Origin of the sequence: Rhodopseudomonas palustris (assembly GCF_003591005.1) — a bacterium.
GTDB lineage: Bacteria > Pseudomonadota > Alphaproteobacteria > Rhizobiales > Xanthobacteraceae > Rhodopseudomonas > Rhodopseudomonas palustris_K.
Genome location: NZ_QYYD01000010.1, coordinates 169,131 through 194,596 on the forward strand (window position 1 = coordinate 169,131; position 25,466 = coordinate 194,596).

Annotated in this window: 23 protein-coding genes and 1 pseudogene; 16 read left to right on the forward strand and 8 right to left on the reverse strand. The window is 66.5% G+C overall.

Annotated features, from left to right (window positions below; genetic code table 11):
• Positions 1 to 120: 120 nt before the first annotated feature.
• The 9 genes from tkt to D4Q52_RS11880 all read left to right on the forward strand — a co-directional run bounded on the left by tkt (position 121) and on the right by D4Q52_RS11880 (position 9,080).
• Positions 121 to 2,109, forward strand: a complete 1,989-nt coding sequence (gene tkt / locus D4Q52_RS11840) for a transketolase (protein WP_119856751.1) — start codon at positions 121 to 123, stop codon at positions 2,107 to 2,109.
• Positions 2,110 to 2,236: 127 nt separating this feature from the next.
• Positions 2,237 to 3,244, forward strand: a complete 1,008-nt coding sequence (gene gap, locus D4Q52_RS11845) for a type I glyceraldehyde-3-phosphate dehydrogenase (protein WP_119856752.1) — start codon at positions 2,237 to 2,239, stop codon at positions 3,242 to 3,244.
• A gap of 176 nt (positions 3,245 to 3,420) precedes the next feature.
• The gene (locus tag D4Q52_RS11850) at positions 3,421 to 4,617 is read left to right on the forward strand and encodes a phosphoglycerate kinase (protein WP_119856753.1); all 1,197 of its coding nucleotides are present in this window, start codon (positions 3,421 to 3,423) and stop codon (positions 4,615 to 4,617) included.
• A 96-nt stretch (positions 4,618 to 4,713) separates the two neighbouring features.
• Positions 4,714 to 4,989 carry an antitoxin MazE family protein gene (locus D4Q52_RS11855; protein ID WP_119856754.1) on the forward strand — a complete coding sequence of 92 codons (276 nt, stop codon included), beginning with the start codon at positions 4,714 to 4,716 and terminating at the stop codon, positions 4,987 to 4,989.
• The gene (locus D4Q52_RS11860; RefSeq protein ID WP_425328477.1) at positions 4,989 to 5,309 is read left to right on the forward strand and encodes a type II toxin-antitoxin system PemK/MazF family toxin; all 321 of its coding nucleotides are present in this window, start codon (positions 4,989 to 4,991) and stop codon (positions 5,307 to 5,309) included. The genes D4Q52_RS11855 and D4Q52_RS11860 overlap by 1 nt, the downstream gene beginning before the upstream one ends.
• A gap of 62 nt (positions 5,310 to 5,371) precedes the next feature.
• Entirely contained in the window at positions 5,372 to 6,400 is a 1,029-nt protein-coding gene (locus D4Q52_RS11865) for a class I fructose-bisphosphate aldolase (RefSeq protein ID WP_119856756.1), read from the forward strand.
• Positions 6,401 to 6,405: 5 nt separating this feature from the next.
• On the forward strand, positions 6,406 to 7,083 hold the full coding sequence (locus D4Q52_RS11870; RefSeq protein WP_119856757.1) for a thiamine phosphate synthase: 678 nt from the start codon (positions 6,406 to 6,408) through the stop codon (positions 7,081 to 7,083).
• Positions 7,084 to 7,086: 3 nt separating this feature from the next.
• Entirely contained in the window at positions 7,087 to 8,169 is a 1,083-nt protein-coding gene (locus D4Q52_RS11875) for an SEL1-like repeat protein (RefSeq protein WP_119856758.1), read from the forward strand.
• A gap of 122 nt (positions 8,170 to 8,291) precedes the next feature.
• Positions 8,292 to 9,080, forward strand: a complete 789-nt coding sequence (locus D4Q52_RS11880; RefSeq protein WP_119856759.1) for an inositol monophosphatase family protein — start codon at positions 8,292 to 8,294, stop codon at positions 9,078 to 9,080.
• 250 nt (positions 9,081 to 9,330) lie between these two features.
• Here D4Q52_RS11880 and D4Q52_RS11885 read toward each other — a convergent pair whose 3' ends face one another.
• The 3 genes from D4Q52_RS11885 to ubiT all read right to left on the reverse strand — a co-directional run bounded on the left by D4Q52_RS11885 (position 9,331) and on the right by ubiT (position 11,850).
• Positions 9,331 to 10,251 (reverse strand): U32 family peptidase, encoded by a 921-nt coding sequence (locus tag D4Q52_RS11885; protein WP_119856802.1) that lies wholly within the window; start codon positions 10,249 to 10,251, stop codon positions 9,331 to 9,333.
• Between the two features lie 72 nt (positions 10,252 to 10,323).
• On the reverse strand, positions 10,324 to 11,301 hold the full coding sequence (gene ubiU, locus D4Q52_RS11890; protein WP_119856760.1) for a ubiquinone anaerobic biosynthesis protein UbiU: 978 nt from the start codon (positions 11,299 to 11,301) through the stop codon (positions 10,324 to 10,326).
• Positions 11,302 to 11,304: 3 nt separating this feature from the next.
• Complete coding sequence (gene ubiT, locus D4Q52_RS11895) at positions 11,305 to 11,850, reverse strand: ubiquinone anaerobic biosynthesis accessory factor UbiT (RefSeq protein ID WP_119856761.1); 546 nt, start codon at positions 11,848 to 11,850, stop codon at positions 11,305 to 11,307.
• A gap of 115 nt (positions 11,851 to 11,965) precedes the next feature.
• On the opposite strand from ubiT, the gene D4Q52_RS11900 reads away from it, so the two are divergent.
• Positions 11,966 to 13,504: a UbiD family decarboxylase gene (locus D4Q52_RS11900; protein WP_119856762.1), complete on the forward strand. Its 1,539-nt coding sequence runs from the start codon at positions 11,966 to 11,968 to the stop codon at positions 13,502 to 13,504.
• Positions 13,501 to 14,097 carry a UbiX family flavin prenyltransferase gene (locus tag D4Q52_RS11905; RefSeq protein ID WP_119856803.1) on the forward strand — a complete coding sequence of 199 codons (597 nt, stop codon included), beginning with the start codon at positions 13,501 to 13,503 and terminating at the stop codon, positions 14,095 to 14,097. Before D4Q52_RS11900 ends, D4Q52_RS11905 begins: the two co-directional genes overlap by 4 nt.
• Positions 14,098 to 14,356: 259 nt before the next feature.
• Here the strand turns inward: D4Q52_RS11905 and D4Q52_RS11910 are convergent, their stop codons facing one another.
• From D4Q52_RS11910 to D4Q52_RS11925, 3 genes are all read right to left on the reverse strand, one after another.
• Positions 14,357 to 14,548: a hypothetical protein gene (locus D4Q52_RS11910; protein WP_119856804.1), complete on the reverse strand. Its 192-nt coding sequence runs from the start codon at positions 14,546 to 14,548 to the stop codon at positions 14,357 to 14,359.
• A gap of 695 nt (positions 14,549 to 15,243) precedes the next feature.
• Positions 15,244 to 16,269, reverse strand: coding sequence for an SAM-dependent methyltransferase (locus tag D4Q52_RS11920; RefSeq protein WP_119856763.1), 1,026 nt, complete (start codon positions 16,267 to 16,269; stop codon positions 15,244 to 15,246).
• A gap of 8 nt (positions 16,270 to 16,277) precedes the next feature.
• Positions 16,278 to 17,090, reverse strand: a complete 813-nt coding sequence (locus D4Q52_RS11925; protein WP_119856764.1) for a DUF1295 domain-containing protein — start codon at positions 17,088 to 17,090, stop codon at positions 16,278 to 16,280.
• A gap of 191 nt (positions 17,091 to 17,281) precedes the next feature.
• Between D4Q52_RS11925 and D4Q52_RS11930 the strand changes: the two genes are divergently transcribed.
• The 4 genes from D4Q52_RS11930 (at position 17,282) to D4Q52_RS11945 (ending at position 22,290) form a co-directional block, all read left to right on the forward strand.
• A complete protein-coding gene (locus D4Q52_RS11930; protein ID WP_119856765.1) occupies positions 17,282 to 18,280 on the forward strand; it encodes a flagellar motor protein MotA in 999 nt (332 codons plus the stop codon).
• A 214-nt stretch (positions 18,281 to 18,494) separates the two neighbouring features.
• Entirely contained in the window at positions 18,495 to 19,520 is a 1,026-nt protein-coding gene (locus tag D4Q52_RS11935) for a peptidoglycan -binding protein (RefSeq protein ID WP_119856766.1), read from the forward strand.
• A gap of 154 nt (positions 19,521 to 19,674) precedes the next feature.
• Complete coding sequence (locus D4Q52_RS11940) at positions 19,675 to 20,124, forward strand: GNAT family N-acetyltransferase (protein ID WP_119856767.1); 450 nt, start codon at positions 19,675 to 19,677, stop codon at positions 20,122 to 20,124.
• 126 nt (positions 20,125 to 20,250) lie between these two features.
• Positions 20,251 to 22,290, forward strand: coding sequence for a glycosyltransferase (locus tag D4Q52_RS11945; RefSeq protein WP_119856768.1), 2,040 nt, complete (start codon positions 20,251 to 20,253; stop codon positions 22,288 to 22,290).
• Here D4Q52_RS11945 and D4Q52_RS11950 read toward each other — a convergent pair.
• Both D4Q52_RS11950 and D4Q52_RS11955 read right to left on the reverse strand, forming a co-directional pair.
• The gene (locus D4Q52_RS11950; protein ID WP_119856769.1) at positions 22,241 to 22,840 is read right to left on the reverse strand and encodes an SCO family protein; all 600 of its coding nucleotides are present in this window, start codon (positions 22,838 to 22,840) and stop codon (positions 22,241 to 22,243) included. The genes D4Q52_RS11945 and D4Q52_RS11950 overlap by 50 nt on opposite strands.
• Positions 22,841 to 23,011: 171 nt before the next feature.
• Positions 23,012 to 23,470: a hypothetical protein gene (locus D4Q52_RS11955; protein WP_119856770.1), complete on the reverse strand. Its 459-nt coding sequence runs from the start codon at positions 23,468 to 23,470 to the stop codon at positions 23,012 to 23,014.
• A gap of 268 nt (positions 23,471 to 23,738) precedes the next feature.
• On the opposite strand from D4Q52_RS11955, the pseudogene D4Q52_RS11960 reads away from it, so the two are divergent.
• Positions 23,739 to 25,396 (forward strand): annotated as a pseudogene (locus D4Q52_RS11960) (FAD-binding dehydrogenase).
• Positions 25,397 to 25,466 lie beyond the last annotated feature (70 nt).

A 25,466-nucleotide genomic window follows, 5' to 3' on the forward strand; every position in this document is an offset into this window, starting at 1 on the left:
GGTGCTATGCCACCCCGGCACCCGGTATTTTGGCCTCCTTGCGTGTCTGGCTGTGCCGGAGCGACATTGCGCTCCGCGCCGCGGAGGGCCGGCACACACACGTTTTCAGGTGGTTACATCATGGCGAAACTCGATCATTCCCGTATGGCGAACGCAATCCGGGCGCTGGCGATGGATGCGGTCGAGAAGGCCAAATCCGGTCACCCGGGCCTGCCGATGGGCGCCGCCGACGTCGCCACCGTGCTGTGGCGCGACTTTCTTAAGTTCGACGCGGCCGATGCGCATTGGCCGGACCGCGATCGCTTCATCCTGTCGGCCGGCCACGGCTCGATGCTGCTCTATGCACTGCTGTATCTGACCGGCAACAAGGAGATGACGCTCGACCAGATCAAGAACTTCCGTCAGCTGGATTCGCGGACGCCCGGCCATCCGGAAAACTCGATCACCGACTCGGTCGAGACCACCACCGGCCCGCTCGGCCAGGGCGTGGCGTCGTCGGTCGGCACCGCGCTGGCCGAGCGGCTGCTCGCCGCCGAATTCAGCGAGATCGTCGATCACTACACCTACGTGCTGTGCTCCGACGGCGACCTGATGGAAGGCGTCAGCCACGAAGCGATCGCGCTGGCCGGCCATCTCAAGCTGAGCAAGCTGATCTTCCTGTACGACGACAACGGCATTTCGATCGACGGCCCGCTGACGCTGACCGACAATGTCGACCAGGTCGCACGCTTCCAGGCGCATGGCTGGAATTCGTTTCGGATCGACGGCCACGATCCCATCGCGATCGCCGACGCGATCCGCAAGGCGCAGGCCTCCGACCGGCCGACCATGATCGCCTGCAAGACCACGATCGGCTTCGGCGCCCCCAAGAAAGCCGGCACTTCCAAGGCGCATGGCGAGCCGCTCGGCGCCGAAGAACTCGCCGGCGCCAAGAAGGCGCTGGGCTGGGAGTACGGCCCGTTCGAGATTCCGGACGACGTGCTGAATGCCTGGCGCGAGGTCGGCAGCAAGGGCGCCAAGGCGCACGCCGACTGGCAGAAGCGCCTGGACGCGCTGCCGGCCGAGCAGCGCGGTGAATTCAAGCGCCGGGTTATCGACCGCAAGCGCCCGTCGGCGCTCGGCAGCGCGATCCGCAAGCTCAAGGACAGGCTGGTCGACGAGCCGCAGACCATCGCCACCCGCAAGGCCAGCGAAGTCGCACTCGAGACCATCGTCGAGGTGGTGCCCGAGATGCTGCTCGGCTCGGCCGACCTGACGCCGTCCAACAACACGCGCACCAAGCATGCCAAGGACGTCACGCCGGATGATTTCAGCGGGCGGTATATTCACTACGGCATCCGCGAGATGGGCATGGCGGCGGCCATGAACGGCATCGCGATGCATGGCGGCTTTGCGCCGGCCGGCGGCACCTTCATGTGCTTCGCCGACTACGCGCGACCGTCGATGCGGATCGCCGCGCTGTCGCATGTGCCGGTGGTCTACATCATGACCCACGACTCGATCGGGCTCGGCGAAGACGGCCCGACCCATCAGCCGGTCGAGCACCTCGCCTCGTTGCGCGCGATGCCGAACATGCGGGTGTTCCGCCCGGCCGACCCGGTCGAGACCGCCGAATGCTGGCAGCTGGCGCTGGAGCGGACCGACGGGCCGACCGTGCTGGCGCTGTCGCGGCAGAACCTGACGCCGGTGCGCACCACCAAATCCGACGACAATCGCTGCGCCAAGGGCGGCTATGAACTCGTCCCCGCAAGCGGCAAGGCTCAGGTGACCATCTTCGCCACCGGCTCGGAAGTCGAGATCGCGGTCGCGGCGCAGAAACTGCTGGCCGACAAGGGCGTCTCGGCCCGCGTCGTCTCGGTACCGTCGCTCGAGCTACTGCTGCAGCAGGACGAAGCGACCCGCAAGGCGATCATCGGCGACGCGCCGGTCAAGGTCGCGATCGAGGCCGCGGTGCGGTTCGGCTGGGACGCCGTGATCGGGCCGGAGGGCGGTTTCGTCGGCATGTCGAGCTTCGGCGCCAGCGCCCCCGCCAAGGAGCTCTACAAGCATTTCGGCATTACCGCCGAAGCGGTCGTCGAGGCCGCGACCAGCCGTCTCGCCGGCAAGTAAGGCCCTGGCGAGATTCGACAAATGAGCGCATTGCAACCGCAGTGCATTCAGGGCATGACACCGCGCAAGTACGGGGAATCCCCTTCCCCATAACAATCGAATAGCATTAGCACCGAGGAGAAATTGGATGGCAGTCCGGGTCGCGATCAATGGGTTTGGCCGTATCGGCCGCAACGTTCTGCGGGCGATCTACGAGTCGGGCCGTAAGGACATCGAAGTCGTTGCGATCAACGATCTCGGCCCGGTCGAGACCAATGCCCATCTGCTACGCTTCGACTCGGTGCACGGCCGCTTCCCGCACGAGGTCAAGGTCGACGGCGACGCGCTCGATATCGGCCGCGGCAAGATCAAGGTGACGGCCATCAAGGACCCGTCGGCGCTGCCCTACAAGGACATCGGCGTCGATATCGCGCTGGAATGCACCGGCATCTTCACCGCGCGCGACAAGGCGGCCGCGCTGCTGACCGCCGGCGCCAAGCGAGTCCTCGTTTCGGCTCCATCGGACGGCGCCGATGCGACCATCGTCTATGGCGTCAACCACGACACGCTGACCAAGGACCACATGGTGGTGTCGAACGGTTCGTGCACCACGAACTGCCTGGCCCCGGTCGCCAAGGTGCTGAACGACACCGTCGGCATCGAGACCGGCTTCATGACCACGATCCACGCCTACACCGGCGACCAGCCGACGCTGGACACCATGCACAAGGATCTCTACCGCGGCCGCGCCGCGGCGATGTCGATGATCCCGACCTCGACCGGCGCCGCCAAGGCGATCGGCCTGGTGCTGCCGGAGCTGAAGGGCAAGCTCGACGGCGTCGCGATCCGCGTGCCGACCCCGAATGTCTCGGTGGTCGACCTCAAGATCGTCGCCAAGAAGGCCACCACCAAGGAAGAGATCAACGACGCGATCCGCCGCGCCGCCTCGCAGGAGCTGAAGGGCATTCTCGGCTTCACCGACGCGCCGAACGTCTCGATCGACTTCAACCACGACCCGCACTCGTCCACCTTCCACATGGACCAGACCAAGGTGCAGAACGGCACGCTGGTGCGCGTGATGTCGTGGTACGACAACGAGTGGGGCTTCTCCAACCGCATGGCCGACACCGCTGTGGCGATCGGCAAGCTGATCTGACGAACTGACTACTCGTCTCCTCATGGTTCGAGACGCGGGCTTTGCCTGTTCTTCAACATGAGGATCCAGACAGGGCGCGGGGAGCTTGCTCTCCGCGCCGCTTTCGTAAGCCGCATCCTGAGGAGCCGAGCGCAGCGAGGCGTCTCGAAGGATGGGCCCCACGCAAAGGGTTCATCATGACCAAATCATTCCGCACCCTCGACGACGTCGATGTGAAGGGCAAACGCGTGCTGCTCCGCGTCGATCTCAACGTGCCGATGGAAGCCGGCAAGGTGACCGACGCCACCCGGCTGGAGCGCGTGGCGCCGACCATCACCGAGATCGCCGGCAAGGGCGGCAAGGTGATCCTGCTGGCGCATTTCGGCCGGCCGAAGGGGCGCGACGACAAGAACTCGCTGAAGCCGGTCGCCGCTGCCCTCGCCGAGGTGATCAAGAAGCCGGTCGCGTTCGCCGAGGATTGTGTCGGCGAGCCCGCTGCGAAGGCGATCGCCGCGATGAAGGACGGCGACATCCTGTGCCTGGAAAACACCCGCTTCCACCCCGAGGAAGAGAAGAACGACCCCGCCTTCGTGGCCAAGCTCGCCGAGCTCGGCGACATCTGGGTCAACGACGCGTTCTCGGCCGCGCACCGCGCCCATGCTTCGACTGAAGGCCTGGGCCACAAGCTGCCGGCCTATGCGGGCCGCACCATGCAGGCCGAACTGGTCGCGCTCGAGAAGGCGTTGGAAGCGCCAACCAAGCCGGTGATCGCGATCGTCGGCGGCGCCAAGGTGTCGAGCAAGATCGACCTGCTGGAAAACCTCGTCACCAAGGTGCAGGCGCTGGTGATCGGCGGCGGCATGGCCAACACCTTCCTGCACGCCCAGGGCGTCAAGGTCGGCAAGTCGCTGTGCGAGAAGGATCTCGCCCCCACCGCGCTACGCATCCTTGCGAAGGCCGAAGCGGCGAACTGCGCCATCATCCTGCCGGTCGACGCCACCGTGGCCTATCACTTCGAGGCCAACGCGCCGTCGTTCGCCTACGGGCTCGACGCGATTCCGCCGGACGCCATGATCCTCGACGTCGGCCCGCGCTCGATCGAGCGCATCCACGCGGCGATCGACGACGCCGCCACACTGGTCTGGAATGGCCCGGTCGGGGCGTTCGAGCTGACGCCGTTCGACAAGGGTACGGTGGAGGCCGCCAGGCACGCCGCCAAGCGCACCAAGGCCGGCAAGCTGATCTCGGTGGCGGGCGGCGGCGACACCGTCGCGGCGCTCAACCACGCAGGCGTGGCGGGCGACTTCACCTACATCTCGACCGCCGGCGGTGCCTTCCTGGAGTGGATGGAAGGCAAGCCGCTACCGGGCGTCGAGGTGCTGCGGGCGAAGTGAAGCGACTCGGCCGGCGCCACAACCGCGCCGGCTTGCGACCCCGCCGTCCCGAGCTTATGTTGCGTTACATGTAACGCTCCGGACGGAGGCATTCCGGTGGACAGGAAAGTCGACAAGCCCGCCAAGGGCAAGCGTGCCGCCGCCGGCAGGGCAGCGAAGCCACGCAGCGCCAGCGCCGAACGTGTTCGCCGCCACCGCGACAAGATGAAGGCGTTGGGGCTGAAGCCGGTGACCATCTGGGTTCCAGACGTCGACACCCCGGAATTCAAGGAGCAAATCGCGCGGGCCGTTGCGGTGATCAATGCCGACGAAGAGAGCCGTCGAGTTCTCGAGGGAATGCTGGAACTCGGTGACTTCAGCGATTGGCAATGATGTATGGCGATCTGATAACGGTCGCACTCCGCGGCGAATATGGTAAGCCCCGGCCGGCTTTGATCGTTCAGTCAAACAGGTACGCGCATCTGAATTCGGTGACAGTGCTGCCGCTCACCAGTCACCTGACCGACAGTGAGCCATGTCGCGTCATGATCGCACCGTCGCCGACGAATGGTTTGCGAGAGCGATCCCTCGTTATGGTCGACAAGGCGGCGACCGTTCTGCGGGAGAAGACGGGCCCCGTGATCGGCCGCCTGTCTCCCGAAGATATCTCCGCGGTTAATCGCGCCCTCGCCATTTTCCTGGGCATTGTCTAAGACCTAGCGACCAACTTGCTGCGCGAACAAAACCCAAAAAACACCCCAAAGGAGAGACATTGATGAACCTCGCCGACCTCAACAAGATCGCCCGGGCGATGGTCGCCCCCGGTAAGGGCATCCTCGCGGCCGACGAATCCTCCGGAACCATCAAGAAGCGCTTCGACGTGATCGGCGTCGAATCCACCGAGAATAACCGCCGTGATTATCGCGAGATGATGTTCCGCTCCCAGGAAGCGATGAGCCAGTACATCTCTGGCGTCATCCTGTACGACGAGACCATCTGGCAGAACGCCGCCGACGGCACACCGCTGGTCAAGCTGATCGAACAGGCCGGCTCGATCCCCGGCATCAAGGTCGACGAAGGCACGCAGCCGCTGCCGGGCTGCCCCGGCGAATTGATCACCGCCGGCCTCGACAAGCTCGCCGAGCGGCTGGCCAAATACTACAAGCAGGGCGCCCGCTTCGCGAAATGGCGCGCGGTGATCGATATTGGCGCCGGCATTCCGAGCTACACTGCGGTCCGCACCAACGCGCATGCGCTGGCGCGCTACGCGGCGCTGTGCCAGCAGGCGCAGATCGTGCCGATCGTCGAACCCGAAGTGCTGATGGACGGCGATCACGACATCGACCGCTGCTACGAGGTCACCGAGTTCGTGCTCAAGGAGACCTTCCAGGAGCTGTACTACCAGAAGGTCGCGCTCGAGGGCATGATCCTGAAGCCCAACATGGTGGTCCCCGGCAAGAAGTCGGCCAAGCAGGCCTCCGTGCAGGAAGTCGCCGAGAAGACCGTCAAGCTGCTGAAGGCCTGCGTGCCGTCGGCGGTGCCGGGCATCGCGTTCCTGTCCGGCGGCCAGTCCGACGAGGAAGCCACCGCGCATCTCGACGCCATGAACAAGATCGGCGGCCTGCCCTGGGGTCTGACCTTCTCCTACGGCCGCGCCCTGCAGGCCGCGCCGCAGAAGGCGTGGTCCGGCAAGGTCGACAACGTCGCGGCTGGCCAGGCTGCGTTCACCCATCGGGCCAAGATGAACTCGCTCGCCAGCAAGGGCGAGTGGAGTTCGTCGCTCGAGAGCAAGAAGGCCGCCTAAGCGCAATGGCCAAGTCTGCCCCGCCCCGCCCGGCGCCGCGCCTGTATCTGGCGACGCCGGTTCTGGATGATCCCGCGCCGCTGCTGGCGGTGCTGCCGCGTCTGCTCGAAGCCGCCGATGTCGCGGCCGTGCTGCTGCGGCTGGCGCCGTCGGATCCGCGGACGCTGATCGGCCGGATCAAGGCGGCGGCAGGCGTGGTGCAAGCGGCCGGCGCCGCGCTGCTGCTGGACGGCCATGCCGATCTGGTCGCACGCGGCGGCGCCGACGGGGCGCATCTCGGCGGCATCGCCGAGATGCAGGAATGGCTGCCGCAGTTGCAGCCGTCCCGCATCGCCGGGGTTGGACGCCTGGAGACGCGGCACGACTCGATGACCGCCGGTGAAGCCGGTGCCGACTACGTACTGTTCGGCGAACCGGCCGACGACGGCACGCGGCCGTCGACAGAAGCAATCGCCGAGCGGCTGAACTGGTGGGCGGAGCTGTTCGAGCCGCCCTGCGTCGGCTATGCGACGTCGCTGGACGAAGTCGAGGTTTTTGCAGCGGCGGGCGCCGATTTCGTGCTGGTCGGCGAATTCGTCTGGGCGGCGGCCGGCGAAGAGACGACCGCTTTGACCGAAGCCGAAGCGGCCCTGAAGCGCGGCTTCACCACCGCCGGCGCCGCGCCGACTACGGCCCAAGGATAATCGATGCCTTCGCTGCGCCCGATCTCGCTCGCTGCGGCCCTGTTGCTGCTCGCCACCGGCGCGTCGGCGCAGATGTCGCTCACCCCGGCTCCACCCAATCCGTTCCCGAAGCCGCTCGAGCCGGAGAAGCCGAAGCCCACTCCGAAGGCCGCCGCCAAACCGGCCGAGAAGGACAAGGCGGCGAAGCCGACCGCCAAAGCCGGAACCGAAACGCCGGCGCCGGACGCCGCGGCTGCGCCTGACGATCCGAATGTCGATCTGGTGTACGGCGCGTATCAGCGCGGCTTCTACAAGACCGCGTTCGACCTGGCGATGAAGCGCGCCCAGGAGCAGGGCGACCCCAAGGCGATGACCATGCTGGGCGAACTCTACGGCAACGCGCTCGGCACCAAGCGTGACTACAACAAGGCCGTCGAGTGGTATCGTCGCGCGGCCGATCTCGGCGATCGCGAAGCGATGTTTGCCTTGGCGATGGCCCGCATGGCCGGCCGCGGCGGCGGCCCGGCCAATCGCGAGGAAGCGGCCAAATGGCTGGCCTCCTCCGCCAAGCTCGGCGAGCCGAAGGCGGCGTATAATCTGGCGCTGCTATATCTCGACGGCCAGACCTTCCCGCAGGACGTCAAGCGCGCCGCGGAGCTGCTGCGGGTGGCGGCCGACGCCGGCAATCCCGAGGCCCAGTATGCGCTGGCGACCTTCTACAAGGAGGGCACCGGGGTCGAGAAGAATCTCGAGCAATCGGTGCGGCTGCTGCAGGGCGCTTCAGTCGCCGGCAATGTCGCCGCTGAGGTCGAATACGCCATCGCACTCTACAACGGCACCGGGACTCCGAAGAACGAGTATGCGGCGGTGGCGCTGCTGCGCAAGGCGGCCCGGGCCAACAACCCGATCGCCCAGAACCGGCTGGCCCATGTGCTGCTCAACGGCCAGGGCGCGCCGCGCGACCCGGTCGAGGCGATCAAATGGCACCTGATCGCCAAGACGTCCGGCAAGGGCGATCTGATGCTGGACGAGGCGCAGGCGCAACTCAGCGCCGAGGATCGCGCCAAGGCCCAGGAGGCCGCCCGCAAATGGCTCGGCGCGAAGTGACGGCCGCGCGCCGGCAGCCGATCGAGGCTTGACGCCGCGACTTGCGCAGGGCACCCCTTCGGCCCAACCAAATCCCCGCAAATCCCTCTGTCAGACCTGTCGCAGGTCGCCGCGAGACCGCCATGATTTCTTCCGCTCTCATCAACGTCATGGTCAAAGCCGCGCGCCGCGCCGGCCGCAGCCTCAAGCGCGACTTCGGCGAAATCGAAAACCTGCAGGTGTCGCTCAAGGGCCCGGCGAATTTCGTCTCGCTCGCCGACAAGCGCGCCGAGGAGATGCTGTATGACGACCTCGCCAAGGCCCGGCCCGGCTACGGCTTCATCGGCGAGGAAGGCGGCAACCGCGAGGGCAGCGACAAGAGCCACACCTGGATCGTCGATCCGCTCGACGGCACCACCAACTTCCTGCACGGCATCCCGCATTTCGCCATCTCGATCGGCCTGGTACGCGACGACACGCCGATCGCCGGCGTGATCTACAATCCGGCCAACGAAGAGCTGTACATCGCCGAGCGCGGCAAGGGCGCGTTCCTCAACGACACCCGGCTGCGCGTCGCCGGGCGTAACCAGCTTCATGACTGCGTGATCGGCTGCGGCCTGCCGCATCTCGGCCGCGGCGATTTCGGCCAGAACCAGCGCGAGATGGCGGCGCTGCAGCCCAAGGTCGCCGGCCTGCGCCGCTTCGGCACCGCCTCGCTCGACCTCGCCGCGGTCGCGGCCGGCCGCTTCGATGGCTTCTGGGAGCGCAATCTGTCGCCCTGGGACATTGCGGCCGGCATCGTGATGATCCGCGAAGCGGGCGGCACCGTCGGTGACATCAACGGCGGCGACGTGCTGAAGACCGGCGACATCGTTTGCGGAAACGAAGTGATCCACGCGATGCTGGCACGCGTGCTGAAGCCGCTGAGCTGAGGGCACGCGCTCACACGCGATGGATGCGCGGGTCAAGCCCGCGCATGACGGCCGAGAGCGGTGATAGAGAGCGATGATACGGAGCGGCTCAACATCGTAAGCCGTCATCGCCTGCGCAGGCGGGCGACCCAGTATTCCAGAGCGTTGCTTTACAATCGGCGCACCGCCGTACTGGATCCTCCGCTTTCGCGGAGGATGACGGTGGCGGTTGGTGCGATGCTGTGCGCTACGTCTGGCGCAGGACCCATTGCTACGCCGCCGGCACGATCCTGCGCACATCGCCGCTGTCGGTGATGAAGGCGGCGCCGGGCTTGGAGAACAGGAAACCGTTCGACTTGCGCAGCGGATAGAGCTGCTCCAGCTGGAGCGCGCCGTCGGCGGCGCTCAGCTTGCCGTCGATCACCTCGTGGAACAGCCTGGCTACCGCCACTATGTCGCATTGCTGCGGTGACAGACGTAGAGAGCGGGCGCCGGCGTCCTTCAGCTTGTCGATGTCGCCGAGCAGGCTGGCGCAGGTGTAGGACAGCGTCTGCACGCCGTTCATCGCCAGAAACGGCTCGTCGTCGAGCGTCGTCACCGCGAGGCCGTCGGGGTCCTGGTCGCAGACGAATTTGCAGTTGTCCTTGGACAGCTTGTTGAGCCTTGCGTGATAGCAGCGCGCCGAGATCGCCAGCGGCACACGGCCGAATGCGAACACCTCGAACGTCACCTCCGGCTGCGAGCGCGCGATGGCGCGGATCGCCGACAGCGGCAGCTCCGGCGGCAGGCAGATCCGCGTCGCGCCGCGTGCTGCGAAGTAACCGGCGGTCGCCTCGTTGTAGATGTTAACGAACGGGCCGATAGCATGCGGCCTGCCGCCGAGCATGCCCAGGCAGGTGAGATCGTTGACTTCCATCGGGAAGCTGTCGTCGCCCGCAAGCTCGGCCATCGCCTTGCGCTCGCGCGGCAGCGACATCAGCGTCAGCGAGCCCATCAGCACGGTCTTGCCGGCGCCGGCGAGGCGTTCGACCACCGCCGGGATATGCGGCTCCAGGAACGGCTGGCGCTTCGAGCACACCACCTCGCCGACCACCACATTGTCGACCGGCGCTTCGTCGGCGATGCGGAAGTAGAAGTCGCGCCACTCCTCGGGCTTCCAGTTATACAGCACCGGTCCGAGCGTGAGTTGCATGGGGGTCGCCTCGTTGTGCATCGGGTGGTCGATCGCCGGCGCGATGCGCGGGACGCGATCAGCGTTCGAGAATCAGCGCCAGGTCTTCTTGTAAGCGCCGGTGGTGGTGGATTGGCCCTCGGTGAGGCCGCGCAGCGCGTCGACCGGCAGCGGACGGCCTTCGTCCATCGCGCCGAGGACGTCCTTGAAGGTCTTCACCACGCGCTCGATATAGGCGCGGCCGCGCTGGCGGCCCTCGATCTTCAGCGCTGCGACGCCGGCGGCGCGCAGGTCCGGCAGCATCGTGGTGGCGTCGAGCGAGGCCGGATCCTCGAACAGATAGCCGCAGCCCTCATCGGTCTGGTAGCGGCCCTTGCACAGGGTCGGATAGGCCGCCGCCTCGCCCTTGGCGAATTTGTTGATGGTGAACTCGCCGAGCCGCGACACCAGCGCGCCCTTCTCCTCGCGATACTGGATCGCGCCGGCGGGCGAGCAGACGCCGTCCATATTGGGCGACTTGCCGGTCGCGTAGGACGACAGCGAGCAGCGGCCCTCCTCCATCACGCACAGCCCGCCGAAGATGAAGACTTCGGTCTCGCAATCCACCTCTTTGGTGATCGCCGCGATCTCCTGCACGCTGAGCACGCGCGGCAGCACCACGCGCTTGGCGTTGAAGCTGTCGATGTAGAACCTGATCGAATCGGCGTTAGCGGCGGCGGCCTGCACCGAGACGTGCAGGCGCTGCTGCGGATGATTGCGCGCGCAGTAATCCATCACGCCGACGTCGGCGAGGATCACGGCGTCGGCGCCGGCCTCGACCGCATCGTCGACCGCACGCTGCCACAGTTCGACATTGCCGGCGCGCGCGAAGGTGTTGATCGCCACCAACACGCTGACGCCGTAGCGATGCGCGTGGGCGATCGACTCGCGCATTTCCTGCCGGCTGAAATTCAGCCCCGGAAAATTTCGCGCGTTAGTTTCGTCGTTGAAGCCGCAATAGATCGCGTCGGCGCCCGCGGCAACGGCGTCGTGCAATGCGGCGGGCGTGCCGGCCGGACAGATCAATTCCATGCGCTAACCTCCGCCGCTGGCGCCCAGCTCTTCACGATAATTCGGCTGCGCGCCGACCAGGCTGCGCAGAATCCGTTCGATCGGCGCCGCCAGCGGGCCGAACCACGCCACCGACTCTTTCAGGAAATCGACGCGGGAGTCGTCGATCGCGTTGCGCAGCGCCACCACGGCTTCCATGTCGCCATCGATTTCGATGTCGCGCGAGAAGAACAGCGCATCGCCGTCATAGGAGCCGTCGGTCATGCCGATCAGCGCCGACAGCGGGCCGGCGATCCGGGCGTCGATGTTGGGCGGCAGCGTGCGCACCACGGTGACGCGCGGATTCATCCGCCGCGGCTCGAGCACGAAGGCGAGCGGCAGATCGGTCGGCGCCAGGCCGTAGCGCTTGCCGGTGTGGGTGCCGAGGCGATCGAAGATGCGGGGATGCCGACTGCGGATCTCCCGCAGGCAAATGCCGAGCAACACCTGCAGGGGCAACAGCGGCAGAACCCGCGTTGCGAGGGCAAGCGGCGCGGGCATCCTGGAGACGGACGAACTGGATACCGACATGAGCCACCTTATGAGGAACCATTCGTTTAGCGAGTCCCGCCGGTACTTCTTTGCGCCTGATCAAAGACAGCTCCGATCGCAGGTGCTGACCACAGGGTGTCCGCACGGAGACACCATGCTCAGCCGCGTCAAACCGCCTTTTCCGGACCTCCGCGCTTTCACCGCCTATCTGGAATCCCGCGGGCAGTTGCACCGGATCCACAAGCCGGTGTCGGTGGTCCACGACCTCACCGAAATTCATCGCCGCGTGCTGCACGCCGGCGGGCCGGCGCTGCTGATCGAACATCCGGTCAAGGCCGACGGCACGCCGTCGGCGATGCCGATGCTGGTCAATCTGTTCGGCACCGTCGAGCGGGTCGCGTGGGGGCTCGGCATCTTGCCGGAGAATCTGTCGCGGCTCGGCGAGGCGCTCGCCGAAATGCGCGAACCGGCGCCGCCGCAGAGTCTGACCGATGCGCTGAGCAAACTGCCGATGGCGCGCGCGGCGCTCGCGATGCGGCCCAAGACCGCGAAGTCCGCACCCGTGCAAGACGTGGTGCTGACCGGCGACGCGATCGATCTCGGGCGGCTGCCGGTGCAGATCCCATGGCCGGGCGAGCCGGCGCCGCTGATCACCTGGGGGCTGGTGTTCACCAAGCCGGCGCCGGGGGTGCACGGCACCGACAATGTCGGCGTCTACCGGATGCAGGTGCTGGGCAAGGATCGCCTAATCATGCGCTGGCTGGCGCATCGCGGCGGCGCTAAGCATCATCATCAATGGAAGACCGAGGGCCGCGAGATGCCGGTGGCGATCGTGATCGGCGCCGATCCGTCGATGATCCTGTCCGCGGTGCTGCCGCTGCCGGAGACGGTGTCGGAGATCAAGTTCGCCGGCCTCTTGAGCGGCGAGCGGCCGAGCCTGACGTCGTGCGTGTCGATCCCGCTGAGCGTGCCGGCCGATGCGGAGATCGTGCTGGAAGGTTATGTGTCGCCGGCCGAGACCGCGCCGGAAGGGCCGTATGGCGATCACACCGGCTACTACAATGCGGTCGAGGAATTCCCGGTGATGCGGATCACCGCGATCACCATGCGGCGCAATCCGATCTATCTGTCGACCTACACCGGCCGCCCGCCGGACGAGCCGTCGCGGCTGGGCGAAGCGTTCAACGACGTATTCCTGCCGGTGGCGCGGCGGCAATTTCCGGAAATCGTCGATCTGTGGCTGCCGCCGGAGGCCTGCTCCTACCGGATCGCGGTGGCGTCGATCAGGAAGCGCTATCCAGGCCAGGCGCGGCGGCTGATGATGGGGCTATGGTCGATGCTGCCGCAGTTCAGCTACACCAAACTACTCATCATCGTCGACGACGACGTCGACGTCCGCGACTGGGCCGACGTGATGTGGGCGGTGTCGACTCGCAGCGATACCTCGCGCGACATGGTGTCGATCAGCGACACCCCGATCGATTATCTCGACTTCGCCTCTCCGAAATCCGGCCTCGGCGGCAAATTGGGGATCGACGCCACCAACAAGATCGGCACCGAGACCGAGCGCGAGTGGGGCAAGGTGCTTGAAATGGACAAGGACGTGATCGCGCGGGTCGACGCGATGTGGACCAGCCTCGGGCTGAGCCCGGCGCCGACACCTGGCGCGGCGCCGCGCCGGCTGCTGCGATGAGCGCGCCGCGCCGCATCATCGTCGGCATCAGCGGCGCGTCAGGTGCCGCGGTCGGCCTGCGAATCGTCGAACTGCTCGCGACCACCGACTGCGAGATCCACCTCGTGGTGTCGTCGGCGGCGGAGCGCACCATCGCCTATGAGGTCGGGCCGAAGGCGCTCGAGCACACCATCGAGATCGTCGATCGCCATCACGAGATCAATGACGTCGGCGCCAGCATCGCCTCGGGCTCGTTCCGCACCGCCGGCATGATCGTGGCGCCGTGTTCGATCCGCACCCTGTCGGCGATCGCCACCGGCAATCTCGACAATCTCTTGGTCCGCGCCGCCGATGTACAACTCAAGGAGCGACGACGGCTGGTGCTGATGCTCCGCGAGACGCCGCTGCATTTGGGCCATATCCGCAGCATGGCGCAGGTTACCGAGATCGGCGGCATCGTCGCCCCGATCTCACCGGCGTTCTATCAGCGGCCGCGTTCGATCACCGAGATGATCGACCACCTCGCGCTGCGCGCCATCGGCCTGCTCGGCCTCGACGACCTCGACCTCGCCGCCCCGGAATGGTCGGACGATACGCCGCCGACGTGTCCGTAGGGCTGAGTATCTGCGCTGTCATGGTCGGGTACGGAACCTCCCCGTCATTGCGAGGAGCGGAGCGACGAAGCAATCCAGCGCCGTGCACCGGGCTGGATTGCTTCGCTTCGCTCGCAATGACAGTGGAGAGGCTGTTGTCGAAAGCGATAGTCTCACGCGTCGCCGGACGCCGCCCAATAAAAAGCCGGCACCCACCCGATCAGGTGGATGCCGGCAGATCTTGAGCGGAGCAGATCGAGCAGCAGCCGGACGCGCTGCCTCAGCGCGCATGGCCCGCGAGATGGTCGTGCGGGCGCCAGTCTTCGGCGGCGTCGTCCCAATAGTGCGCTTCGTCGAAGCGCTTCCAGCGCGCGGTCTCGGACACCATTTCGCGTCCGCCATAGACCAGCGCAACGAGGCCGATCAGGCCGACCAGCACGTAGATCGCAGCGATCAATACAACAATGGTCAAGGCTTCATCCTCACTGTGGTGGTTGATCGAATGCACCCGTTGGAGCGCGGCGGGTGCGCCGCGTTGTGCGAGATCAGGAGTTCGCCCAGGCGAACCAGCCGGACCTGGACGACTGCACCGGAGCAGTCACAATCACGGGCTCCGGATGCCGCACCTGCGCGCGCCGGAATACTCTCTGCCGGATGTCGTCGAGAACCAGATACGCGATCAGGGCGGCTGGAACCGCACAGGCCAGGAACAACACAAGTGAACCAAGCGAAGCTAAATACACGCCAATCTCCTGCTGTTGTTGAGCCGGAAAACTAGACGCGAGTACCGCCGGCTGCATTGCGCCGGATCAATTCCAAACCGGCATACTAGCCGGTTCCGCATCATTAGTCTTGTGTAGTTATCTGATCGTTAAACAATTTCCGCGGGCGGCGCGGCCGCTTAGCCGCCCTTCAACAAGTCGTGAAAGTGAACCGGAGCGCTAACATACGCCAACCCAGCGCGCTCCTTAGGGCTGACCGCAAAATCGAGGTCGAGTTCACACCACCCTCTAGTTTGGGCGCCTCCGTCTCCACGCGTCATGCCCGGCCTTGTGCCGGGCATCCACGCCTTGCTGACGGTGACGCCGAAAAGGCGTGGATGGTCGGGACAAGCCCGGCCATGACGGAGTGTGTTAGCAAATCAAGTGAGATTTCTGGTCAGGCTCGTCACACCGGCTTCAGTCGATAGTGACTGACGCCCCATTCGTCGCCGTCGGCATAGCCGAACAGTCCCGAGGTCGCGAGGAAGAACCAGCGCCAGCGCCGCATCCACAGAGCGGTGTCGTCGCCATAGACCGGGCGCAGGATCGACTCGATCTCGGTCTCGTGCTTGTCAAAATTCGCCAGCCAGTCTTCGGCAGTTCGCTGATAGTGCCGGCCGCTCCAGCGCCATTGCTCGTCGATGCGGAAAACATCGGCGTATTGCCGGATCAGCTTGTGGCTCGGCATCACGCCGCCGGTGAAGAAATGCTGCGCGATCCAATCGTCGCGGTCGGCGCGATCGAACAGATAGGCGCCGCTGCGGTGCGTGAAGATGTGGATGAAGAGCGATCCGCCCGGAGCGAGCCAGCCACGGATGCGGCCGAGCAGCGCGCGCCAGTTCATCATGTGCTCGAACATCTCGACCGAAACCACGCGGTCGAATTTTTCGCCCGGATCGAACGCGTTCATGTCACACGTCACGACGCGCAGGTTCAGCAGCCCGCGCGCCGCGGCTTCGCTCTCGATGTAGAGCCGCTGCGACGCCGAGTTCGACACCGCGACGATGCGCGAGTTCGGCAGATGCCGCGCCATCGCCAGCGACAGTGAGCCCCAGCCGCAGCCGAGTTCGAGGATCGAGTGGCCGTCGCGCAGATCGGCGTGTTCCATGGTGATGCGCAGCGCTTCGTCTTCGGCCTGCGCCAGCCTGGTGTCGGCCTCGCGATAGAAGCAGGACGAATACTTGCGGTTCGGCCCCAGCACCTTGCCGAAGAACGCGGCCGGCACTTCGTAGTGCTGGGCGTTCGCCTCGTCGGTGTGTTCGGCGACCGCGCGCGACGCCATCTCGCGGGCGAAGGCGGCGTCGGCGGCCTCGTTGCCGTGGGCCAGCTTCGCGGCGGTGCGGGCGCACAGCCGGTTGATGCCGGCGCGGATCACCGCGTCCGGCAGTGCTACGCGCTCGGCGACGCCGATGATCGAAGATACAAAGCTCATAGTCCGGCTCAGCCTCCGGGCGGCAGCGGGAAGAACTTGCTGGTTCGCGCCTGATACGCTTTATAGCGCTCGCCACGTGATTTGAGCATCTGCTCTTCCAGCGGCGGAATGCCGGTGACGTGGACCAGGATCCAGTACATGAACAGCGGCGCCAGCAGCGCCGCGTAGCCCCATGGATAGGACAACGGATCGCTGAACGGTATCGCAATCACCGGATAGCTCAGCCAGCCGAACCACTGGAAGAAGTAGTTGGGATGCCGCGACCAGCGCCACAGACCTGCGTCGCAGACCTTGCCCTTGTTGGCGGGATTCTCCCGGAACGCCTTGAGCTGCGAATCGGCCAGCCCCTCGCCGGCGATGCCGATCGCGAGGATCAGGAGCCCGAGCCAGTCCTGCAGCCGCAACTCCCCAGCCGGCGCGCGAGCGGCGACGAAAATCGCGAACACCAGCGGCACCGAGCCGTAGGCCTGCTGCTGCAGGAACACGAACATCTTCTTGGGCGCATCTGCGCCCCAATCCTTGGCGAAGGCGGCGTAGCGCGGATCGTCGGTGATGTGCCGGGTGCGCGCCGCGATGTGCGAGCCGAGCCGCACCGACCAGGCGACCACCAGCGCCGCGACCAGCCATTGTCGCGCATTCGGCGCTGCGCCAGCCACCGGCCACAGCGCCGCGGCGGCGCCAGTAAGGCCGAGCGAGAATGTCCAGATGGTGTCGACCCAGCCTGAATTTCCGGTCTTTTGTTGCACCAGCCAGGCGCCCGCCATCAGCAGGCCCAGCGCGATCGCGATCGCCACCAGAGCTTCGAGATACAAAACCGTCATCGTCAGTCCTTCATGCCCGCGCCATGCAGCCGACATACGGTCGCGCGGAACGGCGAGTTTCACCGGTCGGACCCAGCGTCTGGTGACGGGTGAGCAGTAGCGGAAAACCTCTGCTGACACTTCCTTCCGCGTCGCACTGTGCCATATTGGTTGAAACAGCCGCTTCCGGCAAACCGGAGAACGAACGCGCGATGGCATCTAGCCCCTCTTCCCGCTCGACGATGGAGATCGAACTCACCAAGCTGTCGTCGCCGCGGATTTTCCTGGTGCGGATGCTGGTCTTTCTGGTGCTGTGCGGGCTGATCGCGGTGGTGCTGTACAAGCAGGCGCTGGCGGCGTTCCTGGCCAATCCCGGGCTCAACGCACTGATTCTCGCAGTGCTGGCGATCGGCATCGTTCTGGCGTTCCGGCAGGTGATCCGGCTGTATCCCGAAGTCGCCTGGGTCAACAATTTCCGCCGTAGCGATCCGGGCCTCGCGCTCGACCGCCGGCCGACGCTGCTGGCCCCGATGGCGGCGATGCTCGGCGGCGAGCGCAACGGCCGCATCTCGGTCTCGCCGCAGATCATGCGGCATCTGCTCGATTCGATCGCAACCCGGCTCGACGAAGCGCGCGACATCTCACGCTACATGACCGGCCTGCTGGTGTTCCTCGGCCTGCTCGGCACGTTCTGGGGCCTGATCGAAACCGTCGGCTCGATCGGCGGCGTGATCAGCGGGCTGAAGGTGACGGGCGACGCCGGCTCGTTGTTCGATACGCTGAAGGAAGGCCTCGCCGCGCCGCTCGGCGGCATGGGCATCTCGTTTTCGTCGTCGCTGTTCGGCCTTGCCGGCTCGCTGATCCTCGGCTTTCTCGACCTGCAGTCGAGCCAGGCGCAGAATCGCTTCTACACCGATCTCGAAGACTGGCTGGCCTCGACGGTGCGCGGCGCCGCGCCCGAGGGCGGGATGACCGGCAGTGCCGAACTGCAGACCGCGATCGAACGGCTGCGGCTGACCATGGAAGACGGCGGCGCCAACCGCGCCACCACGGCCGCGATGGCCAACCTCGCCGACGCGATCCAGAACCTCGTCGCCCATATGCGCAACGAGCAGCAGATGATCCGCGAATGGGCCGATGCCCAGGGCGAGCAGAACCGCGAGATCAAGGAACTGCTGACCATCATGGTGCGCCAGCGGGAGAAGAGCTGATGGTCTTCTCACTGCATCAGCCCCAAGCACTGCGCAACCTCTCCCCGCGCGCGGGGAGAGGTCGGATCGCGTCAGCGATCCGGGTGAGGGGGCGCCTCCGCGCCGAAGAGACTCCGTGCCCGCGTCGCCCCTCACCCCACCCCTCTCCCCGCAAGAGCGGGGCGAGGGAGCGCGCGCTGCCTGCGGCGGCGCTGCGATCAGCAGGAGAGCGCTGATGGCGCTCGGACGCGGGCGGCGGCAGGAGGTCGGGTTCAACTACTGGCCGGGATTTGTCGACGCGCTGTCGACGCTGATCCTCGGCATCGTGTTTCTGCTGTCGGTGTTCCTGGTGGTGCAGTTCTTCCTGTCGCAGGAGGTCACCGGCAAGGACAAGGCGCTGCAGGAGCTCAACGCCAGGATCTCCCAGCTCAACGAACTGTTGTCGCTGGAGAAGCTCGGCAAGCTGAACCTGGAGGATCAGCTCTCGCAGGTTCGCGCCGGCCTCACCGCCGCGGAAGGCGAGCGCGACCGGGTCAAGAGCCTGTATGACGGCCTCGCCGGCGCCGGCAGCGACGCCGCCGGACGCGCCGGCGAACTCGGCAAGGCGCTGGATTCGGAGAAGCAGATTTCGGCGCGCGCGCTGGCACAGGTCGAGGTGCTGAACCAGCAGATCGCCGCGCTGCGCCGGCAGCTCGCGGCGCTTGAGGAGGCGCTCGACGCTTCGGAGAAGCGCGACAAGGAATCCCAGGGCCGCATCGCCGATCTCGGCACGCGGCTCAACGTCGCGCTGGCGCAGCGGGTGCAGGAGCTGTCGCGCTACCGCTCGGAATTCTTCGGGCGGCTACGCGCCATTCTTGGCGATCGGCCCGACATCCGCATCGTCGGCGACCGCTTCGTGTTCCAGTCCGAAGTCTTCTTCGACACCGGCCAGGCAGTGCTGCTGCCCAAGGGCCGCGCCGAACTCGACAAAGTGGCGCAGGCGCTGCTCGATATCGGCAAGAAGATCCCGGACGAAATCCCGTGGGTGATCCGCGTCGACGGCCACACCGACAAACGGCCGATCACCGGCGCCTTCAAGTCGAATTGGGAATTGGCGAGCGCGCGTGCCATTGCGGTTGTGCAATACATGATCACGCTCGGCGTGCCCGCGCAGCGTCTGCTCGCCGCCGGCTTCGCCGAATTCCAGCCGCTCGACACCGCCAACACCGAAGACGCCTTCAAACGCAACCGGCGCATCGAGCTGAAGCTGACGGAGCGGTGATGATGGCTGCACCCAGCTCCCACGGTCGTCATTCCGCGGCGCGCGAAGCGCGAACCCGGAATCTCGAATGCTGTGCCGTTCTCAGATTCCGGGTGCGTACGCAGCTGCGCTGCGCCCGCCCCGGAGTGACTCCGGTGAGGAGTGGAGCAGCCACATGACCACGGCCTTCACCCTCCGCCCCTACCGTGCCGACGACGAAGACGCCGCGATCGGGCTGTGGCTGCGGACTTGGCGGCTGGCCTATCCGGCGATCGACTTCGACAAACGCGTCGACTGGTGGCGCGAACGCTGGCGCGGCGAGCTCGTGCCCAGCGCAGAGATCATCGTTGCCGAGACCAGCGGCGGCATGATCGGATTCGTGACGATCGACAAGGCCGGGTATCTCGATCAGCTGGTCGTCGAACCGGAGCATTGGGGTTGGGGCGTCGCCGAGGCGCTGGTCGACGAAGTGAAACTACGCTCGCCGGATGAAATCACCCTGAAGGTCAACGCCGATAATTACCGCGCTATCAAATTCTACCGCCGGCATGGCTTCGCAGTGACCGGCGAAGAGACGAACAGCTCCGGCCGGCCGGTGCTGAACATGCTTTGGCGGCCGGCGTAGCTCAGCACGCCGCGTCCGGGCACACCCGGAATTGTCGATCAGCTCGATCCGTGATTGCTTAGTATCATTCTCCTCGATCTGCTGTGACTACTCTGGCCGCACGTTGTGTTTGCGTAAGAGCGCCCCATGGTCGATCGCGACCGGCCCGAAGACGATCAGGTTGCCGACGGTGCGGCGGCACGCTGGGTCGAGCGGCCACGCTTCTTGCGCTACTGGATGCCGGCCCCGCCGACCGTCGGCAAGTCAGAGCATCAGCGTGGTGATTGCGGCCGACGGATTGATGATGATGCAGCTCCCGAGCTGGCCTGCCTGCGCGGCGTGCTTGCGGCGGGGCTGCTGAACGCCGCGGCTCGCCGGGCCGAGGATCTCGGCATCAGCGCCGAGCGGGTCCTGATCCAATGGGGCGTGATCGACGAGGATGCGTATCTGTCGCGGCTGGCCGGCCATCTCGGCATTCCGCTGATCGATCTGACACTGATACCGCGTGCGGACTGCCCGCTGCCCGACCACCAGATCGCAGCCGCTGCGAGGGCCGGCGTGATCCCGCTGCGGCAGCACGGCGAGCTGAGCCACGTCGTCGCGCCGACGGTTCGGTTCCCGGCGCGGGCATTATGCCGACGGCGGGCGAAATGGCCGACGGCGCCGCTGCGGCTGACATCCGCGGCGGCGCTGCAACATTTTCTCGAGCAGCACGGCCGGGTCGCCATCGGACGGTCGGCGGCATTTGGTCTGCGGCGGCGCTGGCCGATGCTTTCGGCGAGCACAGGCGAGCGCTCGGCGACGTTGTGGCGACAGCGTCTGCTGCGCTGTGCGCTGGTGACTGGAGGGCTGGCCGGCGTACCGTGGTTTGCGCCTGCGGCGACCGCTACGCTGCTGGCGCTGTGGTTCATCGGCTTCGCGGGGCTACGGCTCATCGCAGGCTTGTGGCCGATCCGACCACCGCGCCGCCGGCTGCGCCGTCTCGACGAGACGCTGCCGGTCTACACGCTGGTGGCGGCGCTCTACCGCGAAGCCGGGACGGTCGCCGACCTGGTCGCGGCGCTGGAGGCGCTCGACTATCCGCACGAAAAGCTCGACATCATCCTGGTTCTGGAGCCGAACGATCTCGCCACCCGCGCCGCCTTGGCGCGGCTGAAGCCGCGGCCGCATCTGCGCGTGCTGATCGCGCCGCCGTTCGGCCCGCAGACCAAGCCGAAGGCACTGAACTACGCACTTGCCTTCGCGCGCGGCGAGATTCTGGCGGTCTATGACGCCGAGGATCGGCCGGAACCGGGGCAGCTGCGCGCCGCGCTCGACGCCTTCGATCAGCACGGCCCGGCCACCGGCTGCGTGCAGGCCAGCCTCAGCATCGACAACCTCACCCACAGCTGGCTGTCGCGCACCTTCCTGGCCGAATATGCCGGGCAGTTCGACCTGGTGCTGCGCGGGATGACCGCGCTGCGCATGCCGCTGCCGCTTGGCGGCACTTCGAATCATTTCCGGGTGTCCGTACTGCGCGCGGTCGGTGGATGGGATCCGTTCAACGTCACCGAGGACGCCGACCTCGGCTTTCGTCTGGCCCGGTTCGGCTATGGCGCGGCGGCGTTCGCGTCGACCACCTTCGAAGAGGCGCCGATCACGCTGCGCAACTGGCTGCCGCAGCGGACCCGATGGATGAAGGGCTTCATCCAGACCTGGCTGGTGCACATGCGGCATCCGCTGCGGCTGTGGCGCGAGATCGGCGGCCGTGGCATTGCGACGCTCAATCTGCTGGTCGCCGGCAATGTGGTCACGGCGTTGGCCTATCCGGTGCTGCTGGGCATCGTGGCTATCGCCGCCGCGGGACAGGTCGTGCCGCTGCCGGACTGGCTGCAACCGGAACGACCAGCAGCGCTGCACCATCTCGCATTCCTGACCGGCTACGTCGCCACCATCGTGGTCGGCCTCGCCGGTCTGGCACGCCGTCGGCGGCTGCGGCTGGCGCCGGTGCTGCTGTTGACGCCGCTGTATTGGCTGTGCCTGTCGGCCGCGGCCTGGCGCGCGGTCTGGCAATTCGTGTGGTCGCCGCACTACTGGGAAAAGACCACCCATGGGGTTGCCCGGCGAGCCCAATCGCCGGGGTCGCGTCAAGCGTCGGCTACAGATAGCGCTTCAGATCGGCGACGGCCTCGTCGGACTTCCGTTTGAGATTGAACGGCGCGACGAAGTTGCCGTCCTTGTCCATCAGATAGATCAGCGCGGTGTGGTCCATGGTGTAGTCGCCGTCCTTGGTCTCGACCTTCTTGGCGTAGACCCGGTAGGACTTCTCGATCTTGTCGGTGGCTTCGCGCGTGCCGGTCAGGCCCTTCAAATGCGGATCGAAGCTCGACAGATAATCCTTCATGGCCGCCGGGGTGTCGCGCTCCGGATCGACCGAGATGAAATAGGCGTTGACCCGGTCGGCGTCCTTACCCATCGCCTGCAGCACCTGCGAGATCTCGAACAGCGCGGTCGGGCAGACGTCGGGGCAATGGGTGAAGCCGAAGAACATCAGCGTCGGCTTGCCCTTCAGGCTTTGTTCGGTGACGGTCTGGCCGTTCTGGTCGGTGAGCTGGAACGGGCCGCCGATCGACGACGGCGCCGCGACCTTGTTCAGGCCGCCGAGCAGCCACAGCACCACCACGAGGCCGACCACCAGACTGCCGGCGAACGCCGCGATGATGACGAGCGGGCGGGTCGATCGGGCTTCAGCGGCCATGGCAGGATCCTCGCGTCGGACACCGGTCGACGAAGCGAGACGTTCGCGCCCGGCAGGGCACGCGGCGCGCGGCCGCGAATGCCGCAGCCATAGAGTGCGGCGCCGCGGGCGGCAAGCGCCACGCCGCCGCGGCAGATCACGTCATGCGGAGCGTGGCGAAGACCGCGGGCTTCAGCGGTCCGCTGAAGCGCGGGCGTCCATATAGCACGGGCGATACATCGACATCAGCTGCTTGCCGCGCAGGAAGATCATCTGCCGCGTCAGACCGCCGCGCTTGGCGATCCAGCGGCGGATTTCCGCCGGATACATCGTGTACAACATGTGGGTGGCTTCGGGATTGGTGATCGCCCGGCCGTTCTGGCCCATGTCCCAGGCGGCGTGGAAGCCGAGATTGGCCCGCGAGGTCACGCAGATCTTGTCGTGCGGCACGGCACCGAGCACGATGGTGCAGGCCGAGGCGCACAGCCCGTCGATCACCACGGTCTCGCCCGAGCTGCGCAGGCCCTGATACTTGTCGACGTAGGTTCCGATCCGGCCGCCGCGATCGTCGGCGATCCGCACCACCGCGTGGCTCGACCCCACGCCCGCGACCAGGAGCACAGCCGCAATCAACCCCGTCAGCAATCTCATGGCCCGCCCCGATTAGTTCGCTTCCAAATCGCGTCCCGCGTCCGATCAGCCCGGTGATGCAGCGTCGCTGATTCAGCACATCGTCAGCGTGATTTCGGATCGGGTTTTTGTCCAGATCGCAACGACGGCTCGACTTAAATTCAAATCGAGTGTTGCCGGCGGGCTGCACCCGTTCGGCGGCGAGGTCCCAAACTGAAACATGCGCGACGCCGAAAGCAATTGACCGTTGCTCATCGCGCACGCTTCAATCGGTGCCGGGGGAACGCTGATGCCAACAGATGCCGATGTGATCGTGGTCGGCGCCGGTCTGGCCGGCCTCGTCGCCCAACCGAAATCGCCGACGCCGGTCGCAAGGTGATCGTGCTCGATCAGGAAGGCGAACAGAATTGCGGCGGCCAGGCATTCTGGTCGTTCGGCGGACTGTTCCTGGTCGATTCGCCGGAGCAGCGCCGGCTCGGCATCCGCGACAGTTACGACCTGGCGCTGCAGGACTGGCTCGGCGCCGCCGGCTTCGATCGCGACGAGGACCGCTGGCCGCGGCGCTGGGCCGAAGCCTATCTGGGGTTCGCGGCCGGCGAGAAGCGTGGCTGGTTGCGCGCGATGGGGCATCGCATCTTCCCCGTGGTCGGCTGGGCCGAACGCGGCGGCTACGACGCGATGAGCCACGGCAATTCGGTGCCGCGCTTTCACGTCACCTGGGGCACCGGCCCCGGCCTGATCGAACCGTTCGTGCGCCGCGCTTACGCCGCGCAGGCGGCCGGCCGGCTAAGCTTCCGCTTCCGCCACCGGGTCGACGCGCTGACGGTGACCAACGGCGTGATCGGAGGCGTCAGCGGCGCCATATTGGAGCCGACGCAGGTCGAGCGCGGCGCCAGCAGTTCGCGCAAAATCGTCGGCGCGTTCAGCCTGCGGGCGCAGGCGGTGATCGTGGCGTCGGGCGGGATCGGCGGCAATCACGAGCTGGTGCGGCAGAACTGGCCGCCGCGGCTCGGCAAGCCGCCGCGCCGAATGATCTCGGGCGTGCCCGAACACGTCGACGGCCGCATGATCGGTATCACCGAAGCGGCCGGCGCGCGGCTGATCAACCGCGACCGGATGTGGCACTATGTCGAAGGCCTGCAGAACTTCGCGCCGATCTGGCCGCGCCACGGCATCCGCATCCTGCCCGGCCCGTCGTCGATGTGGTTCGACGCCACCGGCAGGCGGCTGCCGGCCCCGCTGTTCCCCGGCTCCGACACGCTCGGCCAGCTCCACGCCATCATGGCGACCGGTTACGATTACTCCTGGTTCGTGCTGACCCAGGCGATCATCAAGAAGGAGTTCGCGCTGTCGGGCTCCGAGCAGAACCCGGACCTGACCGGCAAGAGCTGGCTGATGACCGCGCGCCGCGCCACCAACAAGGGTGCGCCCGCGCCGGTCGAGGCCTTCAAGGCGCAGGGCGCCGACTTCGTGGTGCGCGACAACCTGCCCAATCTGGTGAGCGCCATGAACGAACTCAGCGGCGACAACCTGCTGAGGCTCGACGACCTGCGCACGCAGATCGAGGCGCGCGACCGCGAGATCGACAATCCGTTCGTCAAGGATGCGCAGGTGATGAACATCCACAATGCGCGCCGCTACATCGGCGACCGGCTGATCCGCACCGCCAACCCGCACAAGATCCTCGATCCCGCTTACGGTCCGCTGATCGCCGTGCGCCTCAACATCCTGACCCGCAAGACGCTCGGCGGCTTCGAGACCGATCTCGACGGCCGCGTGTTCGGCACCGCCGGCGTGATCATTCCCGGGCTCTACGCGGCCGGCGAGGCCGCCGGCTTCGGCGGCGGCGGCATGCACGGCTATCGTTCGCTGGAGGGCACGTTCCTGGGCGGCTGCCTGTTCTCGGGACGCAGCGCCGGCCGCGCCGCCGCGAAGGCCCTGGCGTAGTCAACGGACAGCCGCTGCGCCGACTGATTACTAACAACTCGCCAACGGCATCGTGACGACCTCACGCCTC

What these genes read in the sequence shown, in the direction of transcription:
- tkt (WP_119856751.1), top strand. Translation starts at nt 121, where the DNA reads ATGGCGAAACTCGATCATTCCCGTATGGCGAACGCAATCCGGGCGCTG.
- gap (WP_119856752.1), top strand. Translation starts at nt 2,237, where the DNA reads ATGGCAGTCCGGGTCGCGATCAATGGGTTTGGCCGTATCGGCCGCAAC.
- D4Q52_RS11850 (WP_119856753.1), top strand. Translation starts at nt 3,421, where the DNA reads ATGACCAAATCATTCCGCACCCTCGACGACGTCGATGTGAAGGGCAAA.
- D4Q52_RS11860 (WP_425328477.1), top strand. Translation starts at nt 4,989, where the DNA reads ATGTATGGCGATCTGATAACGGTCGCACTCCGCGGCGAATATGGTAAG.
- D4Q52_RS11865 (WP_119856756.1), top strand. Translation starts at nt 5,372, where the DNA reads ATGAACCTCGCCGACCTCAACAAGATCGCCCGGGCGATGGTCGCCCCC.
- D4Q52_RS11870 (WP_119856757.1), top strand. Translation starts at nt 6,406, where the DNA reads ATGGCCAAGTCTGCCCCGCCCCGCCCGGCGCCGCGCCTGTATCTGGCG.
- D4Q52_RS11875 (WP_119856758.1), top strand. Translation starts at nt 7,087, where the DNA reads ATGCCTTCGCTGCGCCCGATCTCGCTCGCTGCGGCCCTGTTGCTGCTC.
- D4Q52_RS11880 (WP_119856759.1), top strand. Translation starts at nt 8,292, where the DNA reads ATGATTTCTTCCGCTCTCATCAACGTCATGGTCAAAGCCGCGCGCCGC.
- D4Q52_RS11885 (WP_119856802.1), bottom strand. Translation starts at nt 10,251, where the DNA reads ATGCAACTCACGCTCGGACCGGTGCTGTATAACTGGAAGCCCGAGGAG.
- ubiU (WP_119856760.1), bottom strand. Translation starts at nt 11,301, where the DNA reads ATGGAATTGATCTGTCCGGCCGGCACGCCCGCCGCATTGCACGACGCC.
- ubiT (WP_119856761.1), bottom strand. Translation starts at nt 11,850, where the DNA reads ATGTCGGTATCCAGTTCGTCCGTCTCCAGGATGCCCGCGCCGCTTGCC.
- D4Q52_RS11900 (WP_119856762.1), top strand. Translation starts at nt 11,966, where the DNA reads ATGCTCAGCCGCGTCAAACCGCCTTTTCCGGACCTCCGCGCTTTCACC.
- D4Q52_RS11905 (WP_119856803.1), top strand. Translation starts at nt 13,501, where the DNA reads ATGAGCGCGCCGCGCCGCATCATCGTCGGCATCAGCGGCGCGTCAGGT.
- D4Q52_RS11920 (WP_119856763.1), bottom strand. Translation starts at nt 16,269, where the DNA reads ATGAGCTTTGTATCTTCGATCATCGGCGTCGCCGAGCGCGTAGCACTG.
- D4Q52_RS11925 (WP_119856764.1), bottom strand. Translation starts at nt 17,090, where the DNA reads ATGACGGTTTTGTATCTCGAAGCTCTGGTGGCGATCGCGATCGCGCTG.
- D4Q52_RS11930 (WP_119856765.1), top strand. Translation starts at nt 17,282, where the DNA reads ATGGCATCTAGCCCCTCTTCCCGCTCGACGATGGAGATCGAACTCACC.
- D4Q52_RS11935 (WP_119856766.1), top strand. Translation starts at nt 18,495, where the DNA reads ATGGCGCTCGGACGCGGGCGGCGGCAGGAGGTCGGGTTCAACTACTGG.
- D4Q52_RS11940 (WP_119856767.1), top strand. Translation starts at nt 19,675, where the DNA reads ATGACCACGGCCTTCACCCTCCGCCCCTACCGTGCCGACGACGAAGAC.
- D4Q52_RS11945 (WP_119856768.1), top strand. Translation starts at nt 20,251, where the DNA reads ATGGTCGATCGCGACCGGCCCGAAGACGATCAGGTTGCCGACGGTGCG.
- D4Q52_RS11950 (WP_119856769.1), bottom strand. Translation starts at nt 22,840, where the DNA reads ATGGCCGCTGAAGCCCGATCGACCCGCCCGCTCGTCATCATCGCGGCG.
- D4Q52_RS11955 (WP_119856770.1), bottom strand. Translation starts at nt 23,470, where the DNA reads ATGAGATTGCTGACGGGGTTGATTGCGGCTGTGCTCCTGGTCGCGGGC.